Here is a 22,882-nt window from a genome sequence, read left to right as displayed (position 1 = left end):
GTGCCCTGATGGGGGCCCGCTGGTTCACCATTCAACCGGTGCCTGCCAAACCATTGTGTTTTGGTGGCACTGGGCGCAGCTTGCTCTCTTCAGAAAATGTTGAAGAGGTTCGACATGGCGGGATTGAATGTGGTCAAGCCGCCCGTCTGGTTCTGGATTGTCGCGGTGGCGGCTTTGATCTGGGAAGCCCTTGGTTGCTTTGCCTATCATTCGCAGGTCGGCATGTCGGCGGCTGATATCGCGCGCTTGCCGGCAGCACAGCAGGAAATCTGGAAAATGATGCCGGCCTGGGTGACAGGCGCCTATGCCGTCGCCGTATGGGTGGGACTGCTGGGCGCCATTGCCTTGCTGGCGCGCAAGACGTGGGTGCGGCCGCTCTTCATTGTGTCGCTGGTCGCGGCGGTGATCCAGTTCGGCTGGACCTTTCTTGCCACGCCGATTTTGCGGACCGTGGGTGCGGCGCAGGCGGTTCCGTTTCCGGCTTTCATCATTCTGGTCGGTGCCCTGCTCGTCTGGTTTGCAGGTTATGCGACAAGGCGCGGCTGGCTGAGCTGAGATCGGGGCAGATGCAACCACGGAGACTGCGATGCTGACCCTGCATTATCATCCGTTCGCAGCCTTTTGTCAGAAAGCGCTGATCGCGCTGTACGAGCGCGACGTGGCGTTCACGCCGCAGCTTGTCGACCTGGCCGATGCCGGGCATCGCGCGGCGTTTGAAGCCGTGTGGCCGATCCGCAAGTTTCCGGTGCTGGTGGATGACGGGGCGGGGCGGACCATCCCGGAATCGAGCATCATCATCGAATATCTCGATCTTGCCCGGCCTGGCGCGGCCCCGATGGTGCCGACGGCCCCGGAAGCGGCGCTGGAGGCGCGGTTGTGGGATCGCCTGTTCGACAATTATGTCGCGGTGCCAATGCAGCGGATCGTGGCCGAACGGATTCGCGGGATCGATGTGAAGGATCCACATGGCGAGGCCGAGGCGCGCGCCATTCTGGCAACGGCGTATCGCACGCTGGAAACGCGGCTGGCCGGACGGATATGGGCGGCGGGCGATACCTTTACCTTGGCGGACTGCGCGGCGGCGCCGGCATTGTTCTACGCCGATTGGGTGCAACCATTTCGCGGCGACCATCCCATATTGGGCGCCTATTTCGCACGGCTGATGGCGCGGCCATCGGTTGCGCGCGTGGTGGACGAAGCGCGGCCGTGGCGGCGCCTGTTTCCGGGTGGCGCACCCGAGGCTTGACCACGCGGCCCTGTCTGGCCCAGTCGCTGGCGATCAAGGCGGAGGTTTTGCGTGGCGACGACCATCTACGGCATCAAGAATTGCGACACGATGAAGAAGGCGCGCGACTGGCTTGCCGCGCATGGCATCGCGTACGATTTCCATGATTACAAGGTGGCCGGGATCGACCGGGCGACGCTGGAAGGCTGGGTCCGTGAACTCGGCTGGGAAGTGCTGCTCAACCGTGCGGGGACCACGTTTCGCAAGCTGCCCGACGCCGATCGTGACGGGATCGACGCGGACAAGGCGATCACGCTGATGCTGGCGCAACCGTCGATGATCAAGCGGCCGGTGCTGGATGTCGATGGCCGGTTGAGCGTTGCGTTTAAGCCGGAACGCTATGCCGCGCTGTTCGGCGCCTGATCAGTCGTCGCGGTTGCGGCGGGCTTCCTTCTCTGCGCGGCGGCGTTCCTTGGCTTCGCGTTCCTCCTGCTTGCGGATCTCGCGGCCGCGATTGCGATCGGCTTCTTCCTGGCTGGTGGTGACGGCATCGATGCCCGCGCCTGCCGCTCGTACCGGAAGCGTAACGATATTGGCCGCGGTCCGCGCGATGCAGCCCGTAAGCAGGAGGGCGGCCGGGACGAGAAGGAACATGATACGCATAAGGTGGGGCACCCAACCGCTGATACTTCATCAATCCTAGCCGACCGGGGTGCGCTGGTCGATGATCCGATAGGGTGAATTGACCATAACGTGCGGCCGGGGCTACCACCGGCCCATGTCCACGACCTTTACCCTCGATACGTCGACCAGCCGCGCCCACCCGACCCCTTCGCCGATGAAGCGGATGACGGTGCCGCAGATCCAGGCCCGCAAGGGCAAGGAACCGATCGTCATGCTGACCGCCTATACGGCGCGCATGGCCCAGTTGCTGGACAGCCATTGCGATATGCTGCTGGTGGGCGACAGCCTGGGGCAGGTGATCTATGGCTTGCCATCAACATTGGGCGTCACGCTGGATATGATGTGCGCGCATGGCGCGGCCGTGGTGCGCGGCAGTTATCATTCGGTTGTCGTCGTCGACATGCCGTTCGGCAGTTATGAAGCCAGCCCCGAACAGGCCTTTCAGTCGGCATCGCGGGTGATGGCGGAAACCGGGGCCGCTGCGGTCAAGCTGGAGGGCGGCGAAGCGATGGCGCCGACGGTTCACTTCCTGCAGGCGCGCGGCATTCCGGTGGTCGGCCATATCGGCCTGACCCCGCAGGCGGTGAATGCGCTGGGCGGTTATGGCGCGCGCGGGCGGACCAACGCCGAACATGCCAAGATCATCGCCGATGCGCGCGCGATTGCCGATGCCGGGGCCTTTGCGATCGTCGTCGAAGGCGTGGTCGAGCCGCTGGCGGTGGCGGTGACGGCCGAGGTGTCGTGTCCGATCATCGGAATCGGCGCGTCGGCCCAATGCGACGGCCAGGTGCTGGTGATCGACGATATGCTGGGGATGTTCGAGCGCACCGCGCGTTTCGTGAAGCGGTATGACGATCTGGCGGCGCGGATCGATGCGGCGGCGGCGGCTTATGCCGGTGAAGTGCGGTCGCGCGCCTTTCCCACGGCGGAACAGACTTACCAGCCAAAAGCCTGAACTCAGCTTTCGTTCAGCCAAACAGACGGCTAAGGAAGAGCGCGCGATTTTTGGAGAGACTGCTTGGCCCTGACGCCTCAGAATAACGACGCCTTCTTCCGCGAGGTGGATGATGAGCTTCGTCGTGAACAGATCGGTTCCTTCTGGCGAAACTACGGGCGCTTCATCGCGATCGCGGTGATCGCCGGTCTCGCCCTGTTCGGTGGCTGGCTTTGGTGGCAGCACCAGCAAAACAGCGTGGCCGACGCCGCCAGCGAACAATTCACCCAGGCCCTGATCGAAGTCGGCCAGGGCGAACCGGCGGCGACGGCCGCCAACGCCAAGCTCGACAAGCTGGCAGCTGAGGGCAATCCGGCGTACCGCGCCAGCGCGTTGCTCACCAAGGCCGCCGCGGCGCAGCAGAAGGGCGATGCCAAGGCGGCCGCTGCCGCCTATCAGGCGGTTGCCAGCGATACGAAACTAGCCCAGCCCTATCGTGATCTGGCGACGGTGCGGCAGGTTGCGGCCGAGTTCGATACGCTCCAGCCGGCGCAGGTGATCGAACGGCTCAAGCCGCTGGCGGTGGCCGGAAATCCCTGGTTCGGCAGCGCGGGCGAGATGACCGCGATCGCCTATATGCGGATGAACAAGCCGGATCTTGCCGCGCCGCTGTTCGCCGCGATGGCAAAGGATGAAGGCGTGCCCCCGTCGATCCGCGATCGCGCGGGCCGGATGGCGGCGACGCTGGGCGTGGATGCGGCCGTGGCGACACCGGGCCCGGCAAAGGAATGATGGCTATGAAGCGTGTCCTGATCGCGGGCGTTCTGCTCGCCACTCTCGGTGGTTGCGGCATTTTCAAAAGTTCGGGTCCCAAGACCAAGACGGCCCTGCTGGGCGAACGCACACCGGTGCTGACCTACGAAACCGGCGCCGAAATCGATCCGGCGCTGGCGGACGTGGCAGTTGATGTGCCGGGTGCGGTGATCAACGATGCCTGGGCGCAGCCGGGCGGCAATGCCTGGAAGGCGATGGGCCATCTGGCGCTCGGTCGCGATCTTGCGCCGGTCTGGAATGCCCGGATCGAAGGCAGCACCAAGCGCGCCAGGCTGGCCGCATCGCCGGTGGTGGCCGATGGCAAATTGTTCGTGATGGACGTCAAGGGCCGGGTCCATGCCTTCGACGCGGCGACCGGCCGGGAATTATGGTCGCGCGGCATCGGTGGCGCCAAGGCGGTGGATGGCACCGACAAGGACAAGGAATCGCAGGCCAGCCGCGTCGTGTTCGGCGGCGGCGTCAGTTATGACGCAGGCAAGCTTTATGCCACCAATGGCCTGGGCGATGTCGCCACGTTCGATCCCGCGACCGGCGATCAGGGCTGGGCCGTGCGGCCGGGCGGCCCGCTGCGCGGCGCGCCGACGGTGGCCAATGGCCATGTTTATGTCGTCAGCCAGGATAACCAGCTTTTCGCGTTGAAGATCGAGGATGGATCGGTCGTCTGGAACGAAGCCGCGACGCTCGAACTGGCGGGCGTTTTCGGCGTGGCGGCCCCGGCGGCGGCGTCCGGCACGGTCGTGGCCGGTTTTTCATCGGGCGAACTGAACGCGTATCGGTATGAAAATGGCCGCGTCGTCTGGCAGGATGCGCTGTCGCGCACCAGCATTTCGACGGCCGTGGCCAGCCTGTCGGATATCGATGCCGATCCGGTGATCGATCAGGGCCGGGTGTATGCCGTCGGCCAGGGCGGGCGCATGGTGGCGCTGGAACTCAACACCGGCCAACGCCTGTGGGAACTCAGCATCGCCGGGATTTCCACGCCGTGGGTGGCGGGGGAATGGGTGTTCGTCGTCACCGACGACGCGCGGCTGCTGTGCATCGCGCGCACCAGCGGCAAGGTGCGCTGGATCACCCAGCTCGATCGCTGGCGGGATGCCAAGGACAAGAAAGGCCCGATCAGCTGGACCGGGCCGGTGCTGGCCGGTGATCGGCTGATTCTGGCGAGCACCGACGGCGCGCTCACCAATGTCGATGCCAGGACCGGCGCGGTGCAGTCCACCGGCAAGGCTGGCGGCGCCGTGCGCCTGGCGCCGGTGGTGGCGAAGGAAACGCTGTACGTCCTTGACGATAGCGGGCGGATTACCGCCTGGCGGTGATATTCGGGCGGCGGCTGCCCCGTTTTTGAGGGGTAACCGCCGCTTCGGATCGGGGCGGTGCATAATAGAGTCCCGTAAACCGCCGAATGGCGATAAGGGGGCGGAATGTCCAAACTCCCCGTGGTCGCGATCGTCGGCCGGCCGAATGTCGGCAAATCCACTTTGTTCAACCGCCTCGTCGGCAAGAAGCTGGCGTTGGTGGACGATCGTCCCGGTGTCACGCGCGATCGCCGCGAGGGCGATGCGACGCTGATCGGCCTTGAATTCCGTATCATCGATACCGCCGGTTTCGAGGATGAAGACCCCAACACGCTGCCCGGACGGATGCGGGTGCAGACGCAGGCGGCGGTCGACACCGCCGACGTGGCCCTGTTCCTGATCGATTCCCGCGCCGGAGTTACCCCGCTGGATGAGGAAATCGCGCGCTGGCTGCGCAGCGGCGATACGCCGGTGGTGATGCTGGCGAACAAGGCCGAAGGCAAAGCGGGCGAAGGCGGCGTGCTGGAAGCCTATGCCCTGGGTTTTGGCGATCCGGTTCCGTTCAGCGCCGAACATGGCGAAGGCCTGGTCGAATTGTTCGAAGCGCTGCGGCCCTTTGTCGAACGTGACGAGGAGGAGGAAGAGACCGCCGACGAGGAAATCGAGGAGGATGAGGAAGGCCGGCTGACCGGACCGCTCAAACTCGCGATCGTCGGGCGCCCCAATGCCGGCAAATCGACGCTGGTGAACCGCATGCTGGGCGAAGAACGGATGATCACCGGGCCGGAAGCCGGCATCACCCGTGATTCGATCGCGGTCGACTGGGAATGGACCGACCGGGATGGCCGCGTCCGCCCGGTCCGCCTGATCGACACCGCCGGGATGCGCAAGCGCGCGCGCGTGCAGGACAAGCTGGAAAAATTGTCGGTGGCCGACGCGCTGCACGCGGTCGACTTTGCCGAAGTCGTCGTGCTGCTGCTGGATGCCACGCTGGGGCTGGAAGCACAGGATCTGCGCATCGCCGACAAGGTGCTGCAGGAAGGCCGGGCGCTGATCATCGCGCTCAACAAATGGGATGTGGCGGATAATCCGCCGGCCTTGTTCCAGGGGGTGCGCACCGCGCTCGACGAGGGGCTGGCGCAGGTCAAGGGGCTGCCGCTCATCACCGTTTCGGCGGCGACCGGGCGCGGGGTGGACCAGTTGATCGAGGCCGCATTCGAATCGCGCGATGCCTGGTCGCGGCGTGTGTCGACCGGCAAGCTCAACCGCTGGTTCGAAAAGGCGATCGAGAAGAATCCGCCACCCGCGCCCGGTGGCAAGCGGATCAAGCTGCGTTACCTGACGCAGGCGAAAACGCGCCCGCCCGGTTTCATCCTGTTCGGGACGCGGGTGGATGAACTGCCCGAAAGCTATCGCCGCTATCTGGTGAACGGCATTCGCCGCGAACTTGGTTTTGGCGCGGTGCCCGTGCGCCTGACGATGCGTGCGCCGAAAAACCCGTTCGATACGTGAGTGTGACGCTGGTCGACACCAGGGGCATGCGCTGCCCCTGGCCGGCGCTGCGGCTGGCAAAGGCGATGCGCGACGTGCCGGCCGGTGGGGCGGTTCGCATTCTGGCGGACGATCCGGCCGCGCCGCGCGAAATCATGGCGCTGGCATCGCAGCAGGGCTGGCGGGCCGATCCCGATGGCGACGGGTTGATAGTCGTCAAGTAATGGCCGCTATTGGCGATCGCGTATCTTGCCTCGTCAACACGCCTTTTACGAATTTACGGTAATTGACTTTCGCGTAGAGTGGCCATGGGCCTGCGGCGAGAGGGAACCGACACTTGTCCAATGATATGCGTGCTCTGGTCGACTGGGCTGCATTTTCCCGCGCGCGCACCGAATTGGGCGCAGGGTTCGTGCGTATCCTCGGTTATTTCCGCGAAGACGGCGCGAAATCGATCCAGACGATCGAAGACGCGTTCCGCAACCGTGATTCGGCGGCGCTGGTGATTCCGGCGCACACGCTCAAGGGCGATGCGCTGCAATTCGGGGCCGAACATCTGGCAGCGCTGGCCGAACATATTGAAAAGGTCGCCCGGCGCTGTGTTGAAACCCGGCAGGAACCGGACGAACTGATTACCGACGTCGTGCGGCTGCGGCCGATGTTCGCCGACACGCTGGCTCAGATCGATCGCGAGGCCAGCCCGCTGATGGAACGGCGCGGTGCCGCCGGTTTCGGCCGGCGCACGCCGACGGTGTTCGGCCAGGACTGATCGGTTCCGCATCGCGGGGTTGCCCCTTGCGGCAAGCCCTGCTTTGACAGGCGCGCCCTGAAAGGACGCCGACCGATGAATCCATGGATAGTGCTGGGTGGGGCGATCCTGCTCGAAATCGCCGCGACATCGCTGTTGAAGGCGTCCGAGGGGTTTGCGCGGCTGGGCTACGGTTTGGCTGCCCTCGCGCTATATTCGGTGTGTTTCTGGCTGCTGGCGTTGACGCTCAACCGTATTCCGATGGGCGTGGCTTATGCCGTCTGGTCCGGCGTCGGCATCGTTGCGATCGCGCTGATCGGGGTGGCGGTATTCCGCCAGCCGCTGGGGCTGGCGCAATGGGGGTGCGTGGCGCTGATCGTGATCGGCGCGGTGGGCCTGAACCTCACCACGCCGCACGGAACAGCGCCATCGCGCGACGGCGATCAGCGGGTCGGCACGGGTTCCGGCCCCGAATAATCGTAGAAACCACGCCCGGTCTTGCGGCCGAGCCAGCCGGCTTCGACATATTTCACCAGCAACGGCGCGGGGCGATATTTGGGATCGCCGAAATCTTCCTGAAGCACGCGCAGGATGAGCAGGATCGTATCCAGGCCGATCATGTCGGCCAGCGTCAGCGGCCCCATCGGGTGGCCCAGGCCGAGCTTGATGCCCTTGTCGATATCGACGATCGACCCAACGCCTTCACCAACCGCGAAGAAGGCCTCGTTCAACAGCGGCAACAGGATACGGTTGACCACGAAGCAGGGCGAATCCTGCGCGATCACGGTTTCCTTGCCGACCTTTGCGGCAAAGGCCTGCGCGACCGCGACAGTGGCATCCGACGTGGCGAGGCCGCGAATCACTTCCATCAACGGCATCAGCGGCACCGGATTGAAGAAATGCATGCCGATGAAACGGGCCGGATCGATCGACGCCTGCGCCAGCCGGGTGATCGAGATCGACGACGTGTTCGACGCCAGCACCGCCTGCGGCCCAAGCACCTTGGCGACATTCTGGAAGATGATGCGCTTGATATCTTCGCGTTCGGTGGCCGCTTCGATCACGAGGCCGGCGGCGGACATCGGGGCCAGATCGCCGATCGGCTGGATGCGCGCGACGGCGGCATCGGCATCAGCGGCGTCCAGCTTGCCCTTTTCGACCTGCTTGGCGAGGATTTTGGCGATCCCGGCCTTGCCCTTTTCGGCCAGTTCCACGGATACGTCTGACAGGAATACCGTGTAGCCGGCCTGTGCCGCCACCTGGGCAATGCCCGCCCCCATCTGGCCTGCGCCGATCACGCCGATGCTGTCCATGTCCGTTCCTTTGTTCGCTCAATCGGGTTGCCGATAAGCGAGGATCGCGCCGAAGGAAAGGATCAGCGTGTAGCGCCGGGCTGCCAGAGCACGTCGCCGCCCGCGCGCGAGGCGACGAGACGGGCGAGGACGAAAAGATGATCCGACAGCCGGTTGATATAAGCGAGGGCCTGCGGGTTGAGCGCAACGTCCTGCGCGGCGGTGACGGCGGCCCGTTCCGCCCGGCGGACGACCGCGCGCGCGAGATGCAGCGACGCCACCGGGCCGGGGCCTGCCGGCAGGATGAAGCTGCGCAGCGGGGCCAGCCCGTCGTTGAGCATGTCGATTTCGCGTTCGAGCCGTTCCACCTGCGATGCGGTGATGCGCAACGTCATTTCACCGGGGGTGAAATCTTCGCCGGGCGTGGCAAGATCCGCGCCGAGATCGAACAGTTCGTTCTGGATGCGGCCGAGCAGAGCGGCGTGGGCCGGATCGGTGACGTGCTGAAGGGCGACGCCGATCGCCGAATTGGCTTCGTCGACATCGCCGATCGCGGCCATGCGGGGATCGGCCTTGGACACGCGCGAGCCATCGACCAGCCCGGTCGTGCCGGCATCACCCGTGCGCGTGTAAATCTTGTTGAGCTTGACCATCGATCCCGCCTGATCCGGCGCGTCAGTTGCGGGTGAGGAGCAGGAAGAAGATCACCAGGATCACGGCCAGCGCCTGAAACGCGATGCGCATGCGCATCATCTTGTTCTGGCGTTCGCCCGAAAGATTGGGTCCATTGCCCGTCAGGTCGGCCTCGGTCGTTTTGAGGAAGACGATGATGCCACGGACAAGCGCCGCGACCGTCGCCAGCATGGCCAGAACCATGAGGATGATGAGGAAGGTGGACATCCCTTCAATTTAAGCTTTTTCGGGGAAAATGCCAACGCTGAATTGCCCATGGCGCAGCTGTTCGGCCAGCGCTGCGCCATCCATTCCGGCGGCCCGCAGATCGGCTAGCGCCGGCGCGCCATCGCGTTTGGCGAGGCGACGGCCATCGGTTCCGGTGAGCAGGGGGTGGTGGTGATAGCGCGGCGTCGGCAAGTCCAGCAGCGCCTGCAGCAGACGATGAACATGGGTCGCGGCGAACAGATCGACGCCGCGAACGATATCCGTCACGCCCTGCGCCGCATCGTCGATGGTGACGGCCAGATGATAGGAAACGGGGGCATCCTTGCGCGCGAGGACGACATCGCCTTGCGCGCCCGGCACGGCGCTGACGGTGCCTGTGGTCGCATCCCACCAGTCAAGCGGGCCGGCGCGGACCATGGCATCGTCCATCGCGATCCGCCAGGCATGGGGTTCGCGTTCCATGCGCGCGCGGCCGATGGCAGGATCGAGCCGGCGGCATGTTCCCGGATAGACCGGTGCTTCGTCGCCATGTGGTGCCGCCGCGCTGGCCGCGATTTCGGCGCGGGTGCAGAAGCAGGGATAAACGAGGCCGGCGACCTTCAGCCGATCGAGCGCGGCCGCATAAAGCGGCAGCCGGGCCGATTGCCGGACGATTGCGCCATCCCAGCCAAGCCCGAGCCATGCGAGATCCGCGATGATGCCGTCGATATGCGCGTCCCGTGTGCGGCCGGGATCAATATCTTCGATCCTGAGCAGAAAATGGCCACCGGCCGCCCGCGCCAGATCGTGCGCGCGGATCGCCGAAAAGGCGTGGCCGAGGTGCAACCGGCCCGTGGGGCTGGGCGCAAAACGTGAAATCACCCGGTTCATCCGCAATCAGCCTCTTGACCGGGCCTTGGGAACAATGCTGTCATGATGGCGTCACGTTCCGCAGGTTAGGAGCGTGGCATCGGGAGACGCGAGCCGTGCGGCCATCGCGTCCCGAGTGCGACGGGACCGAAGCCGTCCGGTGGTCTTCCAGCCACACGGGGAGGCCGACCATTTTATGTACCATCCCGATCTCCTGCGCCATCCGGATAGTTGCCCGGCGCTTGTCCTCAATGCCGATTACACACCGCTCAGCTATTATCCGTTGAGCCTGTGGTCGTGGCAAACCGCGATCAAGGCGGTGTTCCTCGAACGGGTCGATATCGTCGCTTATTATCAGCGCGAAGTGCATAGCCCCAGCTTTGCGATGCAATTGCCGTCGGTGATCGCGTTGCGCCAGTATGTGCGGCCATCGCAGCACCCGGCCTTCACCCGGTTCAACCTGTTCCTGCGCGATCGTTTCACCTGCCAATATTGCGGCACGGGCAACGACCTGACGTTCGATCATGTCATCCCGCGCGCGCAAGGCGGGCGGACGACATGGGAAAATGTGTCGACGGCCTGTGCGCCCTGCAACCTTAAAAAGGGTGGCCGCACCCCACGGCAGGCGCACATGGCGCTGGCGGAAGAACCGATCCGCCCGACAACCTGGCAGCTGCAAGAAAATGGCCGCAGCTTCCCGCCCAACTATCTGCACCAGAGCTGGCGCGACTGGCTGTACTGGGACATCGAACTGGAAGCCTGATCGGCGACATTCATTTCGCAGGCGGATAGAGTGCGTCGAGCCGTTCGCCATAAGCGCGGCGGATGATGTGGCGGCGGATCTTGAGCGAGGGCGTAAGCATTTCGTTTTCGATGGTGAAGGGTTCGTCGGCGATCAGGATGCGGCGCACCTTTTCGATCACCGACAGGCTGGTGTTGACCCGGTCGACCGCGGCCATCAGCGCCTTCTGGAAACGCGGATCGGCCCGCAGCGCGGCCGGATCATAAGCCACCCCTTCGGCCCCGGCCCATTCGCGCGCCCATTCGGGATCGGGCACGATCAGGCCAACGATGTGGGGCCGCCTGTCGCCGGCGATCATCGCCTGGAGGATTTCCGGCTCCAGCGTCAGCATCCCTTCGACCTTCTGGGGTGCGACATTGTCGCCCTTGTCGTTGACGATGATGTCCTTCTTGCGATCGGTGATGACGATCCGGCCCCTGGCGTCGATATGGCCGACATCGCCGGTGTGCAGCCAGCCATCGCGCAGCACGCGCGCGGTTTCTTCTTCATTGCGCCAATAGCCGTGCATGACGAGTTCGCCGCGGACGAGGATTTCGCCATCGTCGGCGATCCGCACCTCGACGCCCGGCAGCGGCGGGCCGACCGTATCCATCTTGATGCCGGCGGACGGGCGGTTGCACGAAATGACGGGTGCGGCCTCCGTCTGGCCATAGCCCTGGAGGAAGGTGAGGCCGAGCGAGTGGAAGAACAGGCCGACTTCGGGGTTGAGCGGTGCGCCGCCCGAAACCATCGCCTTCATTCGCCCGCCGAACCGCTGGCCGACCTTGGGTTTCAGGGTGCGGCGCAGGATCATTTCCATCGGCCAGTCCCATAGGGGCATCCGGCCGGCATAATCCTTTTGCCCGATCACGAGCGCCCGGCGCATCAGATATTGGGCGACGCGGCCCTGCTTTTCGACCGATTTGAGCACGCGGGCGCGCAGCACTTCGAACAGGCGGGGGACGACGACCATGATCGTCGGGCGCACCTCTTCGATATTGGCGGCCAGCTTTTCCAGCCCTTCCGAATAATAGATCTGCGCGCCCAGCCCGATCGGAAAATGCTGGCCGCCGCTATGTTCATAGGCGTGGGACAAAGGCAGGAAGGACAGGAACACTTCGTCATCCCAGCCGAAATCTTCGGAGATGATCGTCGTGCATCCCGCGACATTGTGCAGGATCGCACCATGATGCTGGCGCACGCCGCGCGGGCTGCCGCCGGTGCCCGATGTGTAGATGATGCAGGCGAGGTCTTCGCGCTGGAAATCGGCGGCGGCTTCGGCCTCTGCAATATCCGCCGGATGCGCGGCGATCAGGGTGGCCCAGTCGTGAAAGCTGGTGTCGCCGGCCTGGCCGATGCGCAGCGGTTCGATGCCGATGACGTGGTGGCAGTTGCTGGAGCGCATGACCGCCGGCATCAGCGTCCTGGCCAGTTTCGCCGTCGATACGATCACCGCGCGCGCGCCGCTATTTTCCAGGATATGGGCGTGATCGCGTTCGGTGTTGGTGGTGTAGGTGGGCACCGTCACCAGCCCGGCGGCCATGATCGCCAGATCGGCGATGCACCATTCGGGGCGATTTTCGGACACCAGCATCACCCGGTCGCCGCGCTTCAGCCCTTGCGCCTTGAGCGCGGCGGACAGCGAGGCAATCTGTTGCGCGGCTTCCGTCCAGCTTGTCGGTGTCCATGTTCCGTCGCGTTTGGCCCACAAAAATGGGGCGCCGCCGCGCTCGCGGGCGCGGGTGAAGAACATCGTCACGAGGTTCGGGAAATGTTCCAGCGTGCGCATCGGCTCTCCGGGGTTTGCCATTTTTCCTTATGTGTAACGGGGATTGGCGGGGGCGTCGCCTGCGATCATTCCGCCAGCGCCACGCCTTCGCTGCGCGGATCGGCGGCGCCGCGCCAGCCTTTTGCCGTGCGTTCGACGGCGTTCAGTTTCGACGGCAGATCAGCCGCCGTCACCGGCTGGCCAAGCCGTTCGAGCGCGGGGCGCATCGCATCGAGGCTGGTGCCCTGTTCGACCAGCAGCGATCCGCCGCCGAAATAGATGTTGGGCAGCGCCATCGCGTCGGCGGCGGGCAGTTTCCAATCGATCACGCCGACCAGCGCCTTCATCACATGCATGATGATCCGCTTGCCGCCGGCCGATCCGATGGCGAGGACGACCTTGCCATCGGGGCCATAGACGATCGTCGGCGACATGGACGACAGCGGCCGCTTGCCGGCTTCGACCCGGTTGGCGACGGGCGCGCCATCCTTTTCGGGCGCGAAGGTGAAATCGGTCAGTTCGTTGTTGAGCACCATGCCGCTGGCGACGAGCTGGCTGCCGAACGGCCCTTCCACCGTGGACGTCATCGACACGACATCGCCCGCGCCATCGACGGCGACGAAATGGGTGGTGCCGGCGCGCTCGCCCGAAATGGCGGCGGTGCGCGGTTCGGCCCCCGGCGGGGTACCGGCTTCATAGACTGCCAGCGACCGCGCCGGCGAAATCAGCGCGGAGCGTCGGGCCAGATAATCGCGGTCAACCAACCCGGCGAGCGGCACGGCGACGAAATCCACATCGCCGAGATATTTTTCGCGATCGGCATAAGCGAGCTGCATCGCTTCGCCGATCAGGTGCCAGGCTTCGGGGCTGTCCTTGCCGAGGCGGCCGATATCGAACCGTTCGATCATCCCCAGCATCTGCAGGATCGTTGTGGCGCCCGACGAAGGCGGCCCCATGCCGCAGACGCGATAGCGGCGATAGTTGCCGCAGACGGCGGGGCGGTCCTTGGCCTGATACGAAGCGAGATCGGCGAGCGTGAGCGGCGCGGGGTTGCGCGGTGCGGCGGTGACGGCGGCGGCGATCGCGGCGCCATGTTCGCCGGCATAAAAGGCATCGGGGCCACTGGCGGCGACATCGCGCAGCAATTTGGCGAGCGCCGGGTTGCGAATGGTGGCGCCGACGGCGGCGGGCTTGCCATCCTGCCAGTAGATCGCGCGGATATCGGGGAAGGCATCCCACAGGGGCGCGACCATTTTGAGCGCGTTGTGCAGCCGGGGGGTGACGGCATAGCCCTGGTCGGCCAGCCGGATCGCGGGTTCGAACAATCTGGCCCAGGGCAGCTTGCCCCATTGGCGATGGGCATCGGCCATCAGCCGGATATTGCCGGGTATACCGACCGAATGACCGCCCTGGAACGCATCGCGATAGGACATTGGCTGGCCATCGACGGTGAAGCGACCGGGGGTTGCGGCAGCGGGAGCGGCCTCGCGCCCGTCGATCGTGGCGATCGCGCCCGTCTTGCCGTCATGGTGGACGAGGAGACCGCCGCCGCCAATGCCCGACGATTGTGGTTCGACCACCGACAAAGCGAGCATCATCGCCATCGCCGCATCCGTCGCGCTGCCCCCCGCGCGGAGCATTTCGCGCCCCGCTTCGGCCGCGCGTGGATCGGCGGCGGAAACCACGCCGCCAGCGGCGGACGCTGCGGTCGGCGCGGTGAGGGGAGCGATGAGCAAAGCGAGGAGGAGCAGGATGCGGACGATCATGCCCCGGACCCTAGCCCGGTTTGCCCCGCCACGGAACCGCCGCCGGCCCAGTGGAGGTTAAGTTGAGGAAGTTGAGGATTGCCAGGCTGTTTTCCCAGAGACCGGCTGCGGCCATCATGTGCCGCAGGATCGGCAGCGTTCCGGTTGTCCCTGGGCGTTGCGGCAGGCATCGCCTGACCATAGCCGGGCGGGGCTTTTGTAGGACAGGCCCCTTACGCCGCGTTGGCGCGTCCACCCAGTTCGTCGGGAAGGTTGAGGAAGCGGGCGGCATTCGCGCCCATCAGTTTTCGGCGCAGGCCGGGGCTTAGGCCTTCATCCTCGCGGATCATCTGGCCGACGACCTGTTCGCCCAAGGGGAAGGGATAATCGGACCCCAGCACGACGCGATCCTCGCCCATCACCTTGATCAGCATCGCCAGCGCATCTTCGTTGAACACGGCTGAATCGACGTAGAAGCGATCGGTGTAGGAGGAGGGCAGCCGGGGGCAATCGACACGGACGATATCGCGGTTGCGCCACGCATTATCGACCCGCCCGAGCAGAAAGGCGAAGCTGCCGCCGCCATGGGCAAAGCATAGCCGCAGCGAGCGCGGCAGTTTTTCAAACGCACCCGACAAGATCAGCGACAGGATCGAAAGCTGGGTTTCGGCCGGCATGCCGACCAGCCACGACAGCATATATTTGGGCATGCGCTGCTGCGCCATCATGTCCCACGGGTGGATCAGCACCGCAGCCCCAACATCGGCGCAATGGTGGAGGAAGGTGAGGATGCCGGCATCGTCGAGATTGCGATCGCCGACATGGTTGCCGATCTGCACGCCGATATGCCCTTCGGCCATCGCGATATCGAGTTCGGCGCAGGCCGCGTCCGTATCCTGCAACGGCACCTGGCACAGCGATTTGAGGCGCGCCGGATCGTGCGCGCAGATGTCACGCGCCGCGCTGTTGAACAGCCGGGCGACTTCGCGGGCCTGTTCGGGCGGGCGGCCATAAGCGAACAGCAGGGGCGTGGCGGACATCACCTGCACGTCGATGCCATGTTCGTCCATCGCCGCGATGCGCCGCGCGCCATTCCAGCAATCGTCGAGCACCGGGCGGAACTCACGATCGCCGACCATCAGCATCGCCTTGCCGCCGCCCAGCTGCTTCATCCACGGCCAATCGGGCGTGCCGAAGCGCGCTTCGAGATCGGGCCATTGTTCGGGCAGGAAGTGGCTGTGGATATCAACCGAAAATGTCATGATTTTCTCTTCACGCCTTACCGGGATGGACGGCGCCGCAACCGCCGCAGGTGCGCAATGCTTCGTCCGCGTAGAACGCGGCGAAGAGCGGGGGCAGATCGGCGACGATGCTTTTCAGCTGGACTTCGACGCGGTGCACGATCGTGCCGCAGGCGCCGCAATACCATTGGAACGCATCGAGGCTGCCGGCCGGGCGCTGCCGTTCGATGACGAGGCCGACGCTGCCGGGCACCGGGCGCTGCGGCGAATGCGGCACATGGGGCGGCAGCAGGAAGATTTCGCCTTCGCGAATGGCCAAATCTTCCGGCCCGTTCGCGCCCCACAGGCGCAACACCATATCGCCCTTCAACTGGTAGAAAAACTCTTCGAACGGATCGACATGATAATCGGTGCGGGCGTTCGGCCCGCCGACCACCGTGACGATGAAATCGCTATTCTGCCAGATCTGGGCGTTGCCGACGGGCGGCTTCAAAAGATCGCGATGTTCGTCGATCCACGCCTGGAAATTGAAGGGGGGGCCATATGTCAGCATCTAGCGCGCCTTGCTGCGGTCTTGCCCGTGCGCGCGGGGCGCAAAGGCGGTTGCCTTGATTTCGATCAGGAGATGGGGGTGGGGCAGCTGGTGGACCGCAACGGTGGTCCGCGTCGGCCCGTCCACGCCGAAATATTCGGCGTAGGTTTCGTTGAACCCCTTGAAGTCGTTCATGTTCACCAGAAAAACGGACAGGTCGACGATATCGCCAAGGCCGGCGCCGGCATCGGCCAGGATATCGGCGATGTTGGCGATCACCGCGCGGGTCTGGGCGTGGATATCGAGCGTGGTCGCGCCGAAGCCATCCACCTCGACCCCGGCAAAGCTGTTGTCGGCGCGGCGCGAGCTGGTGCCCGATACGAAAAGGAAATCGCCGGCGCGGCGATAATGGGGAAAGGCGCCGCGCGGCACGGCCTTTCCGGGGATGACGCGGCCATCGGTCATGCCGCTTTTCCCGCGACATGCAGTTCGACGCGGCCGATCGCTTCGGCATCGAGCCGGACATGGACGCCGGGGTGCAGCGCTTCGGCCGAGGTGGCAGCCCCGCACAGGATGATCCAGCCCGGTTCCAGCGTCAGCCCGGACAAAGCCGCGAGCCGGGCGGCTTCGACCAGGGATTGCACCGGATTGCCCAGAATCGCGGCAGTGGACCCCGATTGCACCGGTTCGCCGTCGAAATTCATCACCATGACGAGATCGGACAGGTCGGCGAGCGGCACCTGCCACTGGCCGATGACAAAGGCCGAGGAGGAGGAATTGTCGGCCACCACATCGTTCAGCGCGAAGCGGAAATCGGCGTAGCGGCTGTCGATGATTTCCATCGCCGGGGCGATCGCATCGATCGCGGCGAACGCTTCGTCCAGGGTGACATGGCCGGCGAGCGGCTTTTTCAGGCGGAAGGCGATTTCGGGTTCGATCCGGGGATGGATGAAGCGATCCATCGCCAGCGTGCCGCCGTCGGCGATCTGCATCGCATCGGTCAGCCGGCCCCAGATGAGATCGGACACGCCCATCTGTTCCATCTTGGCGCGGCTGGTGAAACCCATTTTCACGCCGACGATCGCTTCACCGCGTGCGACACGATGATCGATCAGGCGGCGCTGGACGTCATAGGCATCGTCCAGGGTGAAATCAGGGTGATCGGCCGTGATCTGGCCGGTCGCGCGGGCGGCGGTGGCCGCAGCATCCAGCCGGGCGGCGATGCGGTCGAGATCGGGTTGGTTGTTCGTCATGATGGTTTGCCCAACGATCACAGCTTGATGCAGATGTTCATCGGTTCGGAATAGAAAGCGAGCGAATGCTCGCCCCCCTCGCGGCCGATGCCCGACAATTTGACCCCGCCGAACGGCGTGCGCAGATCGCGCAGGAACCAGTCGTTGACCCAGACGACCCCCACTTCGAGCTGGCGGGCGACGCGGTGGGCGCGTTTCACGTCGTTCGTCCAGACGGCGGCGGCCAGGCCGTAGCGCGAATCATTGGCGCGCTCGATCACCTCGGCTTCGTCGTCGAACGGGGCGATGTGGCAGACGGGGCCGAAAATCTCCTCGCGCACGCAGCGGGCATCATCGGACAGGCCGGTCAGGATCGTCGGTTCGACGAAGCTGCCCCGATCGAGATCATTGCCGAAATGCGGCACGCCGCCGCCGGTGACGATGGTGGCCCCTTCTTCGGCGGCGAGGCGATAATAGCCGAGCACCTTTTCGCGGTGCTGTGCGGAAATCAGCGGTCCCATGTCAGCGCCGTCGAACGGATCGCCGATCTTGAGCGCTTTGGCACGGATCGCCAGTTCGGCGACGAAGCGATCGAAGATCGGCCGCGCGACATAGACCCGTTCCGAACAGAGGCACACCTGCCCGCAATTGGAAAAGACCGAACGCATCGTGCCGGCGATCGCGGCGTCGAAATCGGCATCTTCGAAAATGATCGCGGCGTTCTTGCCGCCCAGTTCGAACGAGATCGGTTTTACGTCGGCGGCCGCCCCGCGCATGATCGCGGACCCCGTGGCGGATTCGCCGGTGAAGGTGATCGCGTCGATGTGCGGGTGGCTGACCAGCCATTCGCCGGTGGAATGGCCGCCGAACCCGTGGACGAGATTGAACACGCCCGCCGGCATGCCGACCTGATCCATCACCTCGGCGAGCAAGGTCGCGGTCGACGGGGTTTCTTCCGATGGCTTGGCGACGACGGTGTTGCCGCACGCAAGCGCGGGGGCGACCTTCCACGTCAGCAGCAGCAGCGGCAGATTCCATGGCGAGACGATCGCGACGACGCCCAGCGGCCGCGCGATGCTGTAGTTGATCGCACCCAGCCCGTCGGCCGTGTCGCTTTCGAAGCATTGCGTGGCGCGGGCCTGGGCCAAAGCGGCAAAGCTGCGAAAATTGGCGGCGCCGCGCGGAATATCGGTTTTGGTGGCCTGCAGCAGCGACTTGCCGGTGTCGGCGATCTCGGCGGCGACGAAATCGTCGAACCGCGCCTCGATCGCATCGGCGACCTTGACCAGCAGGGCGGTGCGATCGGCCAGGCTCATCCGCCCCCACGGGCCTTTCAGTGCGCGGCGGGCAGCGCAGACGGCGGCGTCCACCGTCGCGCGATCGGCGAGCGCCACATCGGCCAGCACTTTGCCATTGACCGGGTTGATGACCGGGAACCGTTCCGCGCCGCTGACAAACGCGCCGTCGACATAGTTTGGAAGCGTGCGTCCGGCGAAGGGGTAAGGCGTCTGCGGCATTGGGATTCCAGCCATGGGGTGCATCGTCGAGAGGCCGAAACTATGGATTGCACCTATAATGCGAAAATAATATTTTGAGGCTTACATATAACTCTAAAGTGATAGGACGGACATGGCAGGCGGGGACAGGGCATCGCAGGTCGTGGAAAATCGGCTGCTGGCGCGGCTGAAGCTCAGGCAGCTGAAATTGCTGATTACCGTGGGCGAACAGCGCAACATCCTGCGCGCCGCCACCCTGCTCAATGTGGCGCAGCCGGCGGCGACCAAGATGATTCGCGATCTGGAAGCGACCCTGGGGATGCAACTGTTCGAACGATCGTCGCGCGGGGTGACGCCGACCTTGTATGGCGATGTCATCATCCGCCACGCCAAGCTGATCCTGGCGCAGGTGCGCCACGCGAGCGAGGAGATGCTGTCGCTGCGCGAAGGCACGACCGGCAAGATCGCGGTGGGCACCTTGCTGGCCGCCGCGCCCAGCCTGCTGCCGCGCAGCATCGTCGCGCTGAAACGCGAACGGCCGGGGATCACGGTTTCGGTGGTCGAAGGCACCAACGACAAACTGATGCCGATGCTGCGGGTGGGCGACCTTGATCTCGTCGTCGGCCGCCTGCCCGAATATCGCGAACGCGAAGGGCTGGTGCAGGAGGTGCTGTATGACGAACCGGTATCGATCGTCGTACGCAAGGGCCATCCGCTGACCGAACTGCCCGTCGTCAAGCTGGCCGACCTGCAGGGGCATGACTGGATCATGCCGCCGCCCGAAACATCGCTGCGCCGCCAGCTGGAGGAAAGTTTCCGCAAGGCCAAGCTGGAACTGCCGGTGCGGGCGGTGGAATCGGTATCGATCCTGGCCAATTTCACCTTGCTGAAGGACAGCGACATGGTGGCGGCGCTGCCCTATCAGGTGGTGGATGCGCAGCCCGATCTGGTGCGCCTGCCGACCAATTTCGATATCGGTTATGGCGCGATCGGGGTGACGTTGCGCCATGGCGCGGATCGTTCGCCGGCAACCAATTACTTCCTCGCGGTGGTGAAGCGGATTGCCGCGGAAAGCGTGGCCAGCCATGCGGGCGGGGCGTAAACGCGCACCTTTGGGCGATCAGGTAACGGCGTCGACCGCTGCGAAGGCCGGATCCTGCCACAGGCCGGTCGTCATGATCGCGTGCAGCACGTCCACCGCATCCCAGATATCGGCGTAACGCAGATAGAGCGGTGAGAAGCCGAAGCGGATCGTGGTCGGCGCGCGGAAATCGCCGATCACGCCTTTGCTGATCAGCGCCTTCATGATCGGATAGCCATGGGCATGTTCGAACGCGATATGCCCGCCGCGATTGCCGGCGTCGGCCGGGCTGCCGAGGCCGAAGCCGGCATCGCCGAGGCGCGCTGCGACCAGCGCCTGAAACAATTCGCCCAGCGCACGGGATTTGGCGCGGGTGGCGGAAAGGCCCGCCCGCGCGGCGATGTCGATCCCGGCTTCGGCGGCGATCATGCTGAGGATCGGCTGCGTGCCGGTGAGCATCCGGCCGATGCCCGTGGCCGGGGCATAATCGCGGTCGAACGCGAAGGGGGCGGCATGGCCCCACCAGCCGGTGAGCGGCTGGACCATATCGGCCTGATGGCGCGCGGCGGCGAACTGGAAACCGGGGCTGCCCGGCCCGCCGTTCAGATATTTGTAGGTGCAGCCGACCGCGAAATCGACGCCGCAGCCGTTCAGATCAACCGGCATCGCGCCGGCGCTGTGGCACAGATCCCAGACGGTTAGCGCGCCCACCGCCCGCGCCTGCGCGCTGATCGCGGCCATATCGAGGATATGCGCGCTCTTATAATGGACCTGCGTCAGCACGACGGCGGCGACATCATCGGTGATCGCGGCGGTGATTTCGGCCTTTTCCGCAAAGCGGATGACATGGCCGCGCCCCAGCGTTTCGATCAGCCCCTGGATGACATAATTGTCGGTCGGGAAGTTCGATCCTTCCATCACGATCACCCGTCTGTCGGGGCGCATCGCAAGGGCTGCGGCCACCATGCGGAACAGGTTGAGGCTGGTGCCGTCGGTCATCACCACTTCGCCGGGATCAGCCCCGATCAACCCGGCGATGCGATCGCCCAGCCGATAGGGCAGTTGGAACCAGCCGGCGCGGTTCCAGCTGGTCACCAGCCCCTTGCTCCATTCGTCGATCGCGGCCTCGTTCAGCCGTGCGATCGCAGCCGTGGGGCTGGGACCGAGCGAATTGCCGTTCAGGTAGATCACGCCTTCGGGCAGGGTAAATTCGCCGATGAAGGGGCCAAGCGGATCGGCTGCGTCCATTGCCACAGCGGCGGCGCGCGACAGATGGGCGGGCAAGGCAGGGGCGGTGGCCATGGCGATCAGGCCGGCTTGGGCTTGAAGGTGGCGGTGCCCACCCAGCCGCGTTCGGAAACGTCGATCATCACGCCCTCCGGCCCCGTCATCTTATATTCCGCATTGTCCTTGGCCGGGTTCATCCCCAGCCCTTGCGCTATATTCACGTCGTGGCGCGGCGCGAAGCCCGAGTTTTCGAAGCGATCGACAATCTCTTCGATATCGTCGCACTGAAAACCGAGATGGTGGAGGCCGGTATAGCCTTCGTCAAATTCCAGGCCCGCGGCAGGGCGGTTCTTGAAGTTGAGCAAAGCGATGTTGATCGTCCCGTCGGTGACATAATAGCCCAGCGCATTGCGGCTATCGACCCTGCCGGCGATCGTCCAGCCGAGCACGTCGACGAAGAATTTGGCGGCGTTATCGGGATCGGCCGAGGCGATCGCGACATGTTTCAGATGTACGGGCATGATGGTCCTTTCTGGATTTCAGGTGCCGACGCGTAAGGGCGTCGTGATGCCGCGGAGAGCCGCGATCATGCTGAGCGCGGTGATCCGGCCGGTGCCGGGATTTTCGTCGGTCGGGATATTTTCGATTTCCAGTCCCAGCCGGGCGCTGTTCGATTCCACGTCGATGCGGTGGGTGTTGCGGGTTTTGGTCGGATCCGCCCAGATTTCGAGTTCGGTGCGGTCGGCGCCGATGCCGGCCAGGCCGAGCGCGGCCGCGACATTGACGTTGGATGGAAAGGCGCGGGCGCCTTCGCGCGCGGTGCCGCGAAACAGCAGCAGCGGTTCGGAAAGACTATCGAGGGCGATGCCGTTTTCCACGACATGCTTGGCCGTGCGCAACGAACGCGGCGGCTTGCGCGTGACCATGCGGACCGAATGGATCTGCCCTTCGGCCGCCGCGCGGACGGCATCGAGGCCGAGCAGCGCGCCCGTTGCCAGGATGATCTGGCCGCCGCCGTCGCGGGCGCGATCGGTGATTTCGGGATGGTCGAGGATCGCCGCCCCGCTGACGGTGACAAGAATGCGCCCGGCGGCAAGCGCCGGTTCGGCGATGGCCATGAAGGCGGCGGTCGGCGCGCATTCGACGATGATGTCGCAGCGTTCGGCGAGGTCCGCCGGTGAGACGATGGGAACCGCCAGCCCCAGATCGCGGGCGCGCGCTTCGGCCACGTCCTGCCGGCCCGAACAGATCGCCGCGAGCGTCAGGCCGGGCAGGCCTTCGTGCAGGCGTGCCGCGACGACGGCGCCGATGGTTCCGAAGCCCGCTATGCCTACCTTGAGTGTCACGTTTACACACTTTCCCTGCTGGATCATGGCGGGGAGCATAGGGCAGGCGATTATCACAGAAATATAGAATAACGGCGGTATGATATTTCGAAATGGAATAGCCTGCGCTCCTTTCGCTATTCCCAAAGCATATAGTTCAGACCTGTTTTTATAGGTTTCCTGTCGCCTTGTGGGCGCTAGC

Annotated in this window: 27 protein-coding genes; 12 read left to right on the top strand and 15 right to left on the bottom strand. The window is 64.9% G+C overall.

The genetic code is table 11. The features are described 5' to 3' along the window. Positions 1-114: 114 nt before the first annotated feature. The 3 genes from KC8_RS11555 to KC8_RS11545 are packed head-to-tail and all read left to right on the top strand — an operon-like array spanning position 115 to position 1,648. Entirely contained in the window at positions 115-555 is a 441-nt protein-coding gene (locus KC8_RS11555; protein ID WP_010126330.1) for a hypothetical protein, read from the top strand. 31 nt (positions 556-586) lie between these two features. Further along, positions 587-1,246, top strand: a complete 660-nt coding sequence (locus tag KC8_RS11550; protein ID WP_010126329.1) for a glutathione S-transferase family protein — start codon at positions 587-589, stop codon at positions 1,244-1,246. A gap of 51 nt (positions 1,247-1,297) precedes the next feature. Beyond that, the gene (locus tag KC8_RS11545; RefSeq protein ID WP_010126327.1) at positions 1,298-1,648 is read left to right on the top strand and encodes an ArsC family reductase; all 351 of its coding nucleotides are present in this window, start codon (positions 1,298-1,300) and stop codon (positions 1,646-1,648) included. On the opposite strand, the gene KC8_RS11540 is transcribed toward KC8_RS11545, so the two are convergent. Beyond that, positions 1,649-1,888, bottom strand: a complete 240-nt coding sequence (locus KC8_RS11540) for a hypothetical protein (protein WP_010126326.1) — start codon at positions 1,886-1,888, stop codon at positions 1,649-1,651. 115 nt (positions 1,889-2,003) lie between these two features. On the opposite strand from KC8_RS11540, the gene panB reads away from it, so the two are divergent. The 7 genes from panB (at position 2,004) to KC8_RS11505 (ending at position 7,688) form a co-directional block, all read left to right on the top strand. Continuing rightward, positions 2,004-2,864, top strand: a complete 861-nt coding sequence (gene panB, locus KC8_RS11535) for a 3-methyl-2-oxobutanoate hydroxymethyltransferase (RefSeq protein ID WP_029624645.1) — start codon at positions 2,004-2,006, stop codon at positions 2,862-2,864. Positions 2,865-2,927: 63 nt separating this feature from the next. Next, positions 2,928-3,635 carry a tetratricopeptide repeat protein gene (locus KC8_RS11530; protein ID WP_010126324.1) on the top strand — a complete coding sequence of 236 codons (708 nt, stop codon included), beginning with the start codon at positions 2,928-2,930 and terminating at the stop codon, positions 3,633-3,635. A gap of 5 nt (positions 3,636-3,640) precedes the next feature. Then, positions 3,641-4,993 (top strand): PQQ-like beta-propeller repeat protein, encoded by a 1,353-nt coding sequence (locus tag KC8_RS11525; RefSeq protein ID WP_010126323.1) that lies wholly within the window; start codon positions 3,641-3,643, stop codon positions 4,991-4,993. A gap of 105 nt (positions 4,994-5,098) precedes the next feature. After that, positions 5,099-6,484 carry a ribosome biogenesis GTPase Der gene (der, locus tag KC8_RS11520; protein ID WP_010126322.1) on the top strand — a complete coding sequence of 462 codons (1,386 nt, stop codon included), beginning with the start codon at positions 5,099-5,101 and terminating at the stop codon, positions 6,482-6,484. Next, positions 6,481-6,687 carry a sulfurtransferase TusA family protein gene (locus KC8_RS11515; RefSeq protein ID WP_010126320.1) on the top strand — a complete coding sequence of 69 codons (207 nt, stop codon included), beginning with the start codon at positions 6,481-6,483 and terminating at the stop codon, positions 6,685-6,687. Before der ends, KC8_RS11515 begins: the two co-directional genes overlap by 4 nt. 125 nt (positions 6,688-6,812) lie before the next feature. Then, positions 6,813-7,232, top strand: coding sequence for an Hpt domain-containing protein (locus KC8_RS11510; protein ID WP_010126319.1), 420 nt, complete (start codon positions 6,813-6,815; stop codon positions 7,230-7,232). A gap of 75 nt (positions 7,233-7,307) precedes the next feature. Next, positions 7,308-7,688, top strand: a complete 381-nt coding sequence (locus KC8_RS11505) for a DMT family transporter (RefSeq protein WP_029624643.1) — start codon at positions 7,308-7,310, stop codon at positions 7,686-7,688. Here the strand turns inward: KC8_RS11505 and KC8_RS11500 are convergent. The 4 genes from KC8_RS11500 to gluQRS all read right to left on the bottom strand — a co-directional run bounded on the left by KC8_RS11500 (position 7,655) and on the right by gluQRS (position 10,273). Further along, complete coding sequence (locus tag KC8_RS11500) at positions 7,655-8,524, bottom strand: 3-hydroxyacyl-CoA dehydrogenase NAD-binding domain-containing protein (RefSeq protein ID WP_010126317.1); 870 nt, start codon at positions 8,522-8,524, stop codon at positions 7,655-7,657. The genes KC8_RS11505 and KC8_RS11500 overlap by 34 nt on opposite strands. Before the next feature lie 62 nt (positions 8,525-8,586). Beyond that, positions 8,587-9,156, bottom strand: coding sequence for a cob(I)yrinic acid a,c-diamide adenosyltransferase (locus tag KC8_RS11495; RefSeq protein WP_010126316.1), 570 nt, complete (start codon positions 9,154-9,156; stop codon positions 8,587-8,589). A 22-nt stretch (positions 9,157-9,178) separates the two neighbouring features. Further along, positions 9,179-9,403 (bottom strand): twin transmembrane helix small protein, encoded by a 225-nt coding sequence (locus tag KC8_RS11490; RefSeq protein WP_010126315.1) that lies wholly within the window; start codon positions 9,401-9,403, stop codon positions 9,179-9,181. 9 nt (positions 9,404-9,412) lie between these two features. Beyond that, positions 9,413-10,273 (bottom strand): tRNA glutamyl-Q(34) synthetase GluQRS, encoded by an 861-nt coding sequence (gluQRS, locus tag KC8_RS11485; protein ID WP_010126314.1) that lies wholly within the window; start codon positions 10,271-10,273, stop codon positions 9,413-9,415. A gap of 175 nt (positions 10,274-10,448) precedes the next feature. On the opposite strand from gluQRS, the gene KC8_RS11480 reads away from it, so the two are divergent. Then, on the top strand, positions 10,449-11,015 hold the full coding sequence (locus KC8_RS11480) for an HNH endonuclease (protein ID WP_010126313.1): 567 nt from the start codon (positions 10,449-10,451) through the stop codon (positions 11,013-11,015). 10 nt (positions 11,016-11,025) lie between these two features. On the opposite strand, the gene KC8_RS11475 is transcribed toward KC8_RS11480, so the two are convergent. From KC8_RS11475 to KC8_RS11445, 7 genes are all read right to left on the bottom strand, one after another. After that, the gene (locus tag KC8_RS11475; protein WP_010126312.1) at positions 11,026-12,822 is read right to left on the bottom strand and encodes an AMP-dependent synthetase/ligase; all 1,797 of its coding nucleotides are present in this window, start codon (positions 12,820-12,822) and stop codon (positions 11,026-11,028) included. Between the two features lie 65 nt (positions 12,823-12,887). Beyond that, a complete protein-coding gene (ggt, locus tag KC8_RS11470) occupies positions 12,888-14,567 on the bottom strand; it encodes a gamma-glutamyltransferase (RefSeq protein WP_010126310.1) in 1,680 nt (559 codons plus the stop codon). Between the two features lie 212 nt (positions 14,568-14,779). Then, positions 14,780-15,808 carry an amidohydrolase family protein gene (locus tag KC8_RS11465; RefSeq protein WP_010126309.1) on the bottom strand — a complete coding sequence of 343 codons (1,029 nt, stop codon included), beginning with the start codon at positions 15,806-15,808 and terminating at the stop codon, positions 14,780-14,782. A 10-nt stretch (positions 15,809-15,818) separates the two neighbouring features. Continuing rightward, the gene (locus tag KC8_RS11460) at positions 15,819-16,340 is read right to left on the bottom strand and encodes a 3-hydroxyanthranilate 3,4-dioxygenase (RefSeq protein ID WP_010126307.1); all 522 of its coding nucleotides are present in this window, start codon (positions 16,338-16,340) and stop codon (positions 15,819-15,821) included. Continuing rightward, positions 16,341-16,784: a RidA family protein gene (locus tag KC8_RS11455; RefSeq protein WP_010126305.1), complete on the bottom strand. Its 444-nt coding sequence runs from the start codon at positions 16,782-16,784 to the stop codon at positions 16,341-16,343. Then, positions 16,781-17,572: a 2-keto-4-pentenoate hydratase gene (locus KC8_RS11450; RefSeq protein ID WP_029624642.1), complete on the bottom strand. Its 792-nt coding sequence runs from the start codon at positions 17,570-17,572 to the stop codon at positions 16,781-16,783. The genes KC8_RS11455 and KC8_RS11450 overlap by 4 nt, the downstream gene beginning before the upstream one ends. A 17-nt stretch (positions 17,573-17,589) precedes the next feature. Further along, on the bottom strand, positions 17,590-19,068 hold the full coding sequence (locus tag KC8_RS11445; protein ID WP_010126301.1) for a 2-hydroxymuconic semialdehyde dehydrogenase: 1,479 nt from the start codon (positions 19,066-19,068) through the stop codon (positions 17,590-17,592). Positions 19,069-19,180: 112 nt separating this feature from the next. On the opposite strand from KC8_RS11445, the gene KC8_RS11440 reads away from it, so the two are divergent. Beyond that, positions 19,181-20,149 (top strand): LysR family transcriptional regulator, encoded by a 969-nt coding sequence (locus KC8_RS11440; RefSeq protein WP_010126300.1) that lies wholly within the window; start codon positions 19,181-19,183, stop codon positions 20,147-20,149. An 18-nt stretch (positions 20,150-20,167) separates the two neighbouring features. Here the strand turns inward: KC8_RS11440 and kynU are convergent, their stop codons facing one another. From kynU to KC8_RS11425, 3 genes are read right to left on the bottom strand one after another with little or no spacing between them, the layout of a single operon-like run. Continuing rightward, positions 20,168-21,430 carry a kynureninase gene (gene kynU / locus KC8_RS11435; protein ID WP_010126299.1) on the bottom strand — a complete coding sequence of 421 codons (1,263 nt, stop codon included), beginning with the start codon at positions 21,428-21,430 and terminating at the stop codon, positions 20,168-20,170. A 5-nt stretch (positions 21,431-21,435) separates the two neighbouring features. After that, positions 21,436-21,876, bottom strand: coding sequence for a VOC family protein (locus KC8_RS11430; protein WP_010126298.1), 441 nt, complete (start codon positions 21,874-21,876; stop codon positions 21,436-21,438). An 18-nt stretch (positions 21,877-21,894) separates the two neighbouring features. Next, positions 21,895-22,701 (bottom strand): aspartate dehydrogenase, encoded by an 807-nt coding sequence (locus KC8_RS11425; protein WP_232455523.1) that lies wholly within the window; start codon positions 22,699-22,701, stop codon positions 21,895-21,897. Positions 22,702-22,882: the final 181 nt, after the last annotated feature.

This window comes from Sphingomonas sp. KC8 (assembly GCF_002151445.1).
Lineage (GTDB): Bacteria > Pseudomonadota > Alphaproteobacteria > Sphingomonadales > Sphingomonadaceae > Sphingomonas_E.
This window is presented reverse-complemented; position numbering and strand designations above follow the sequence as displayed.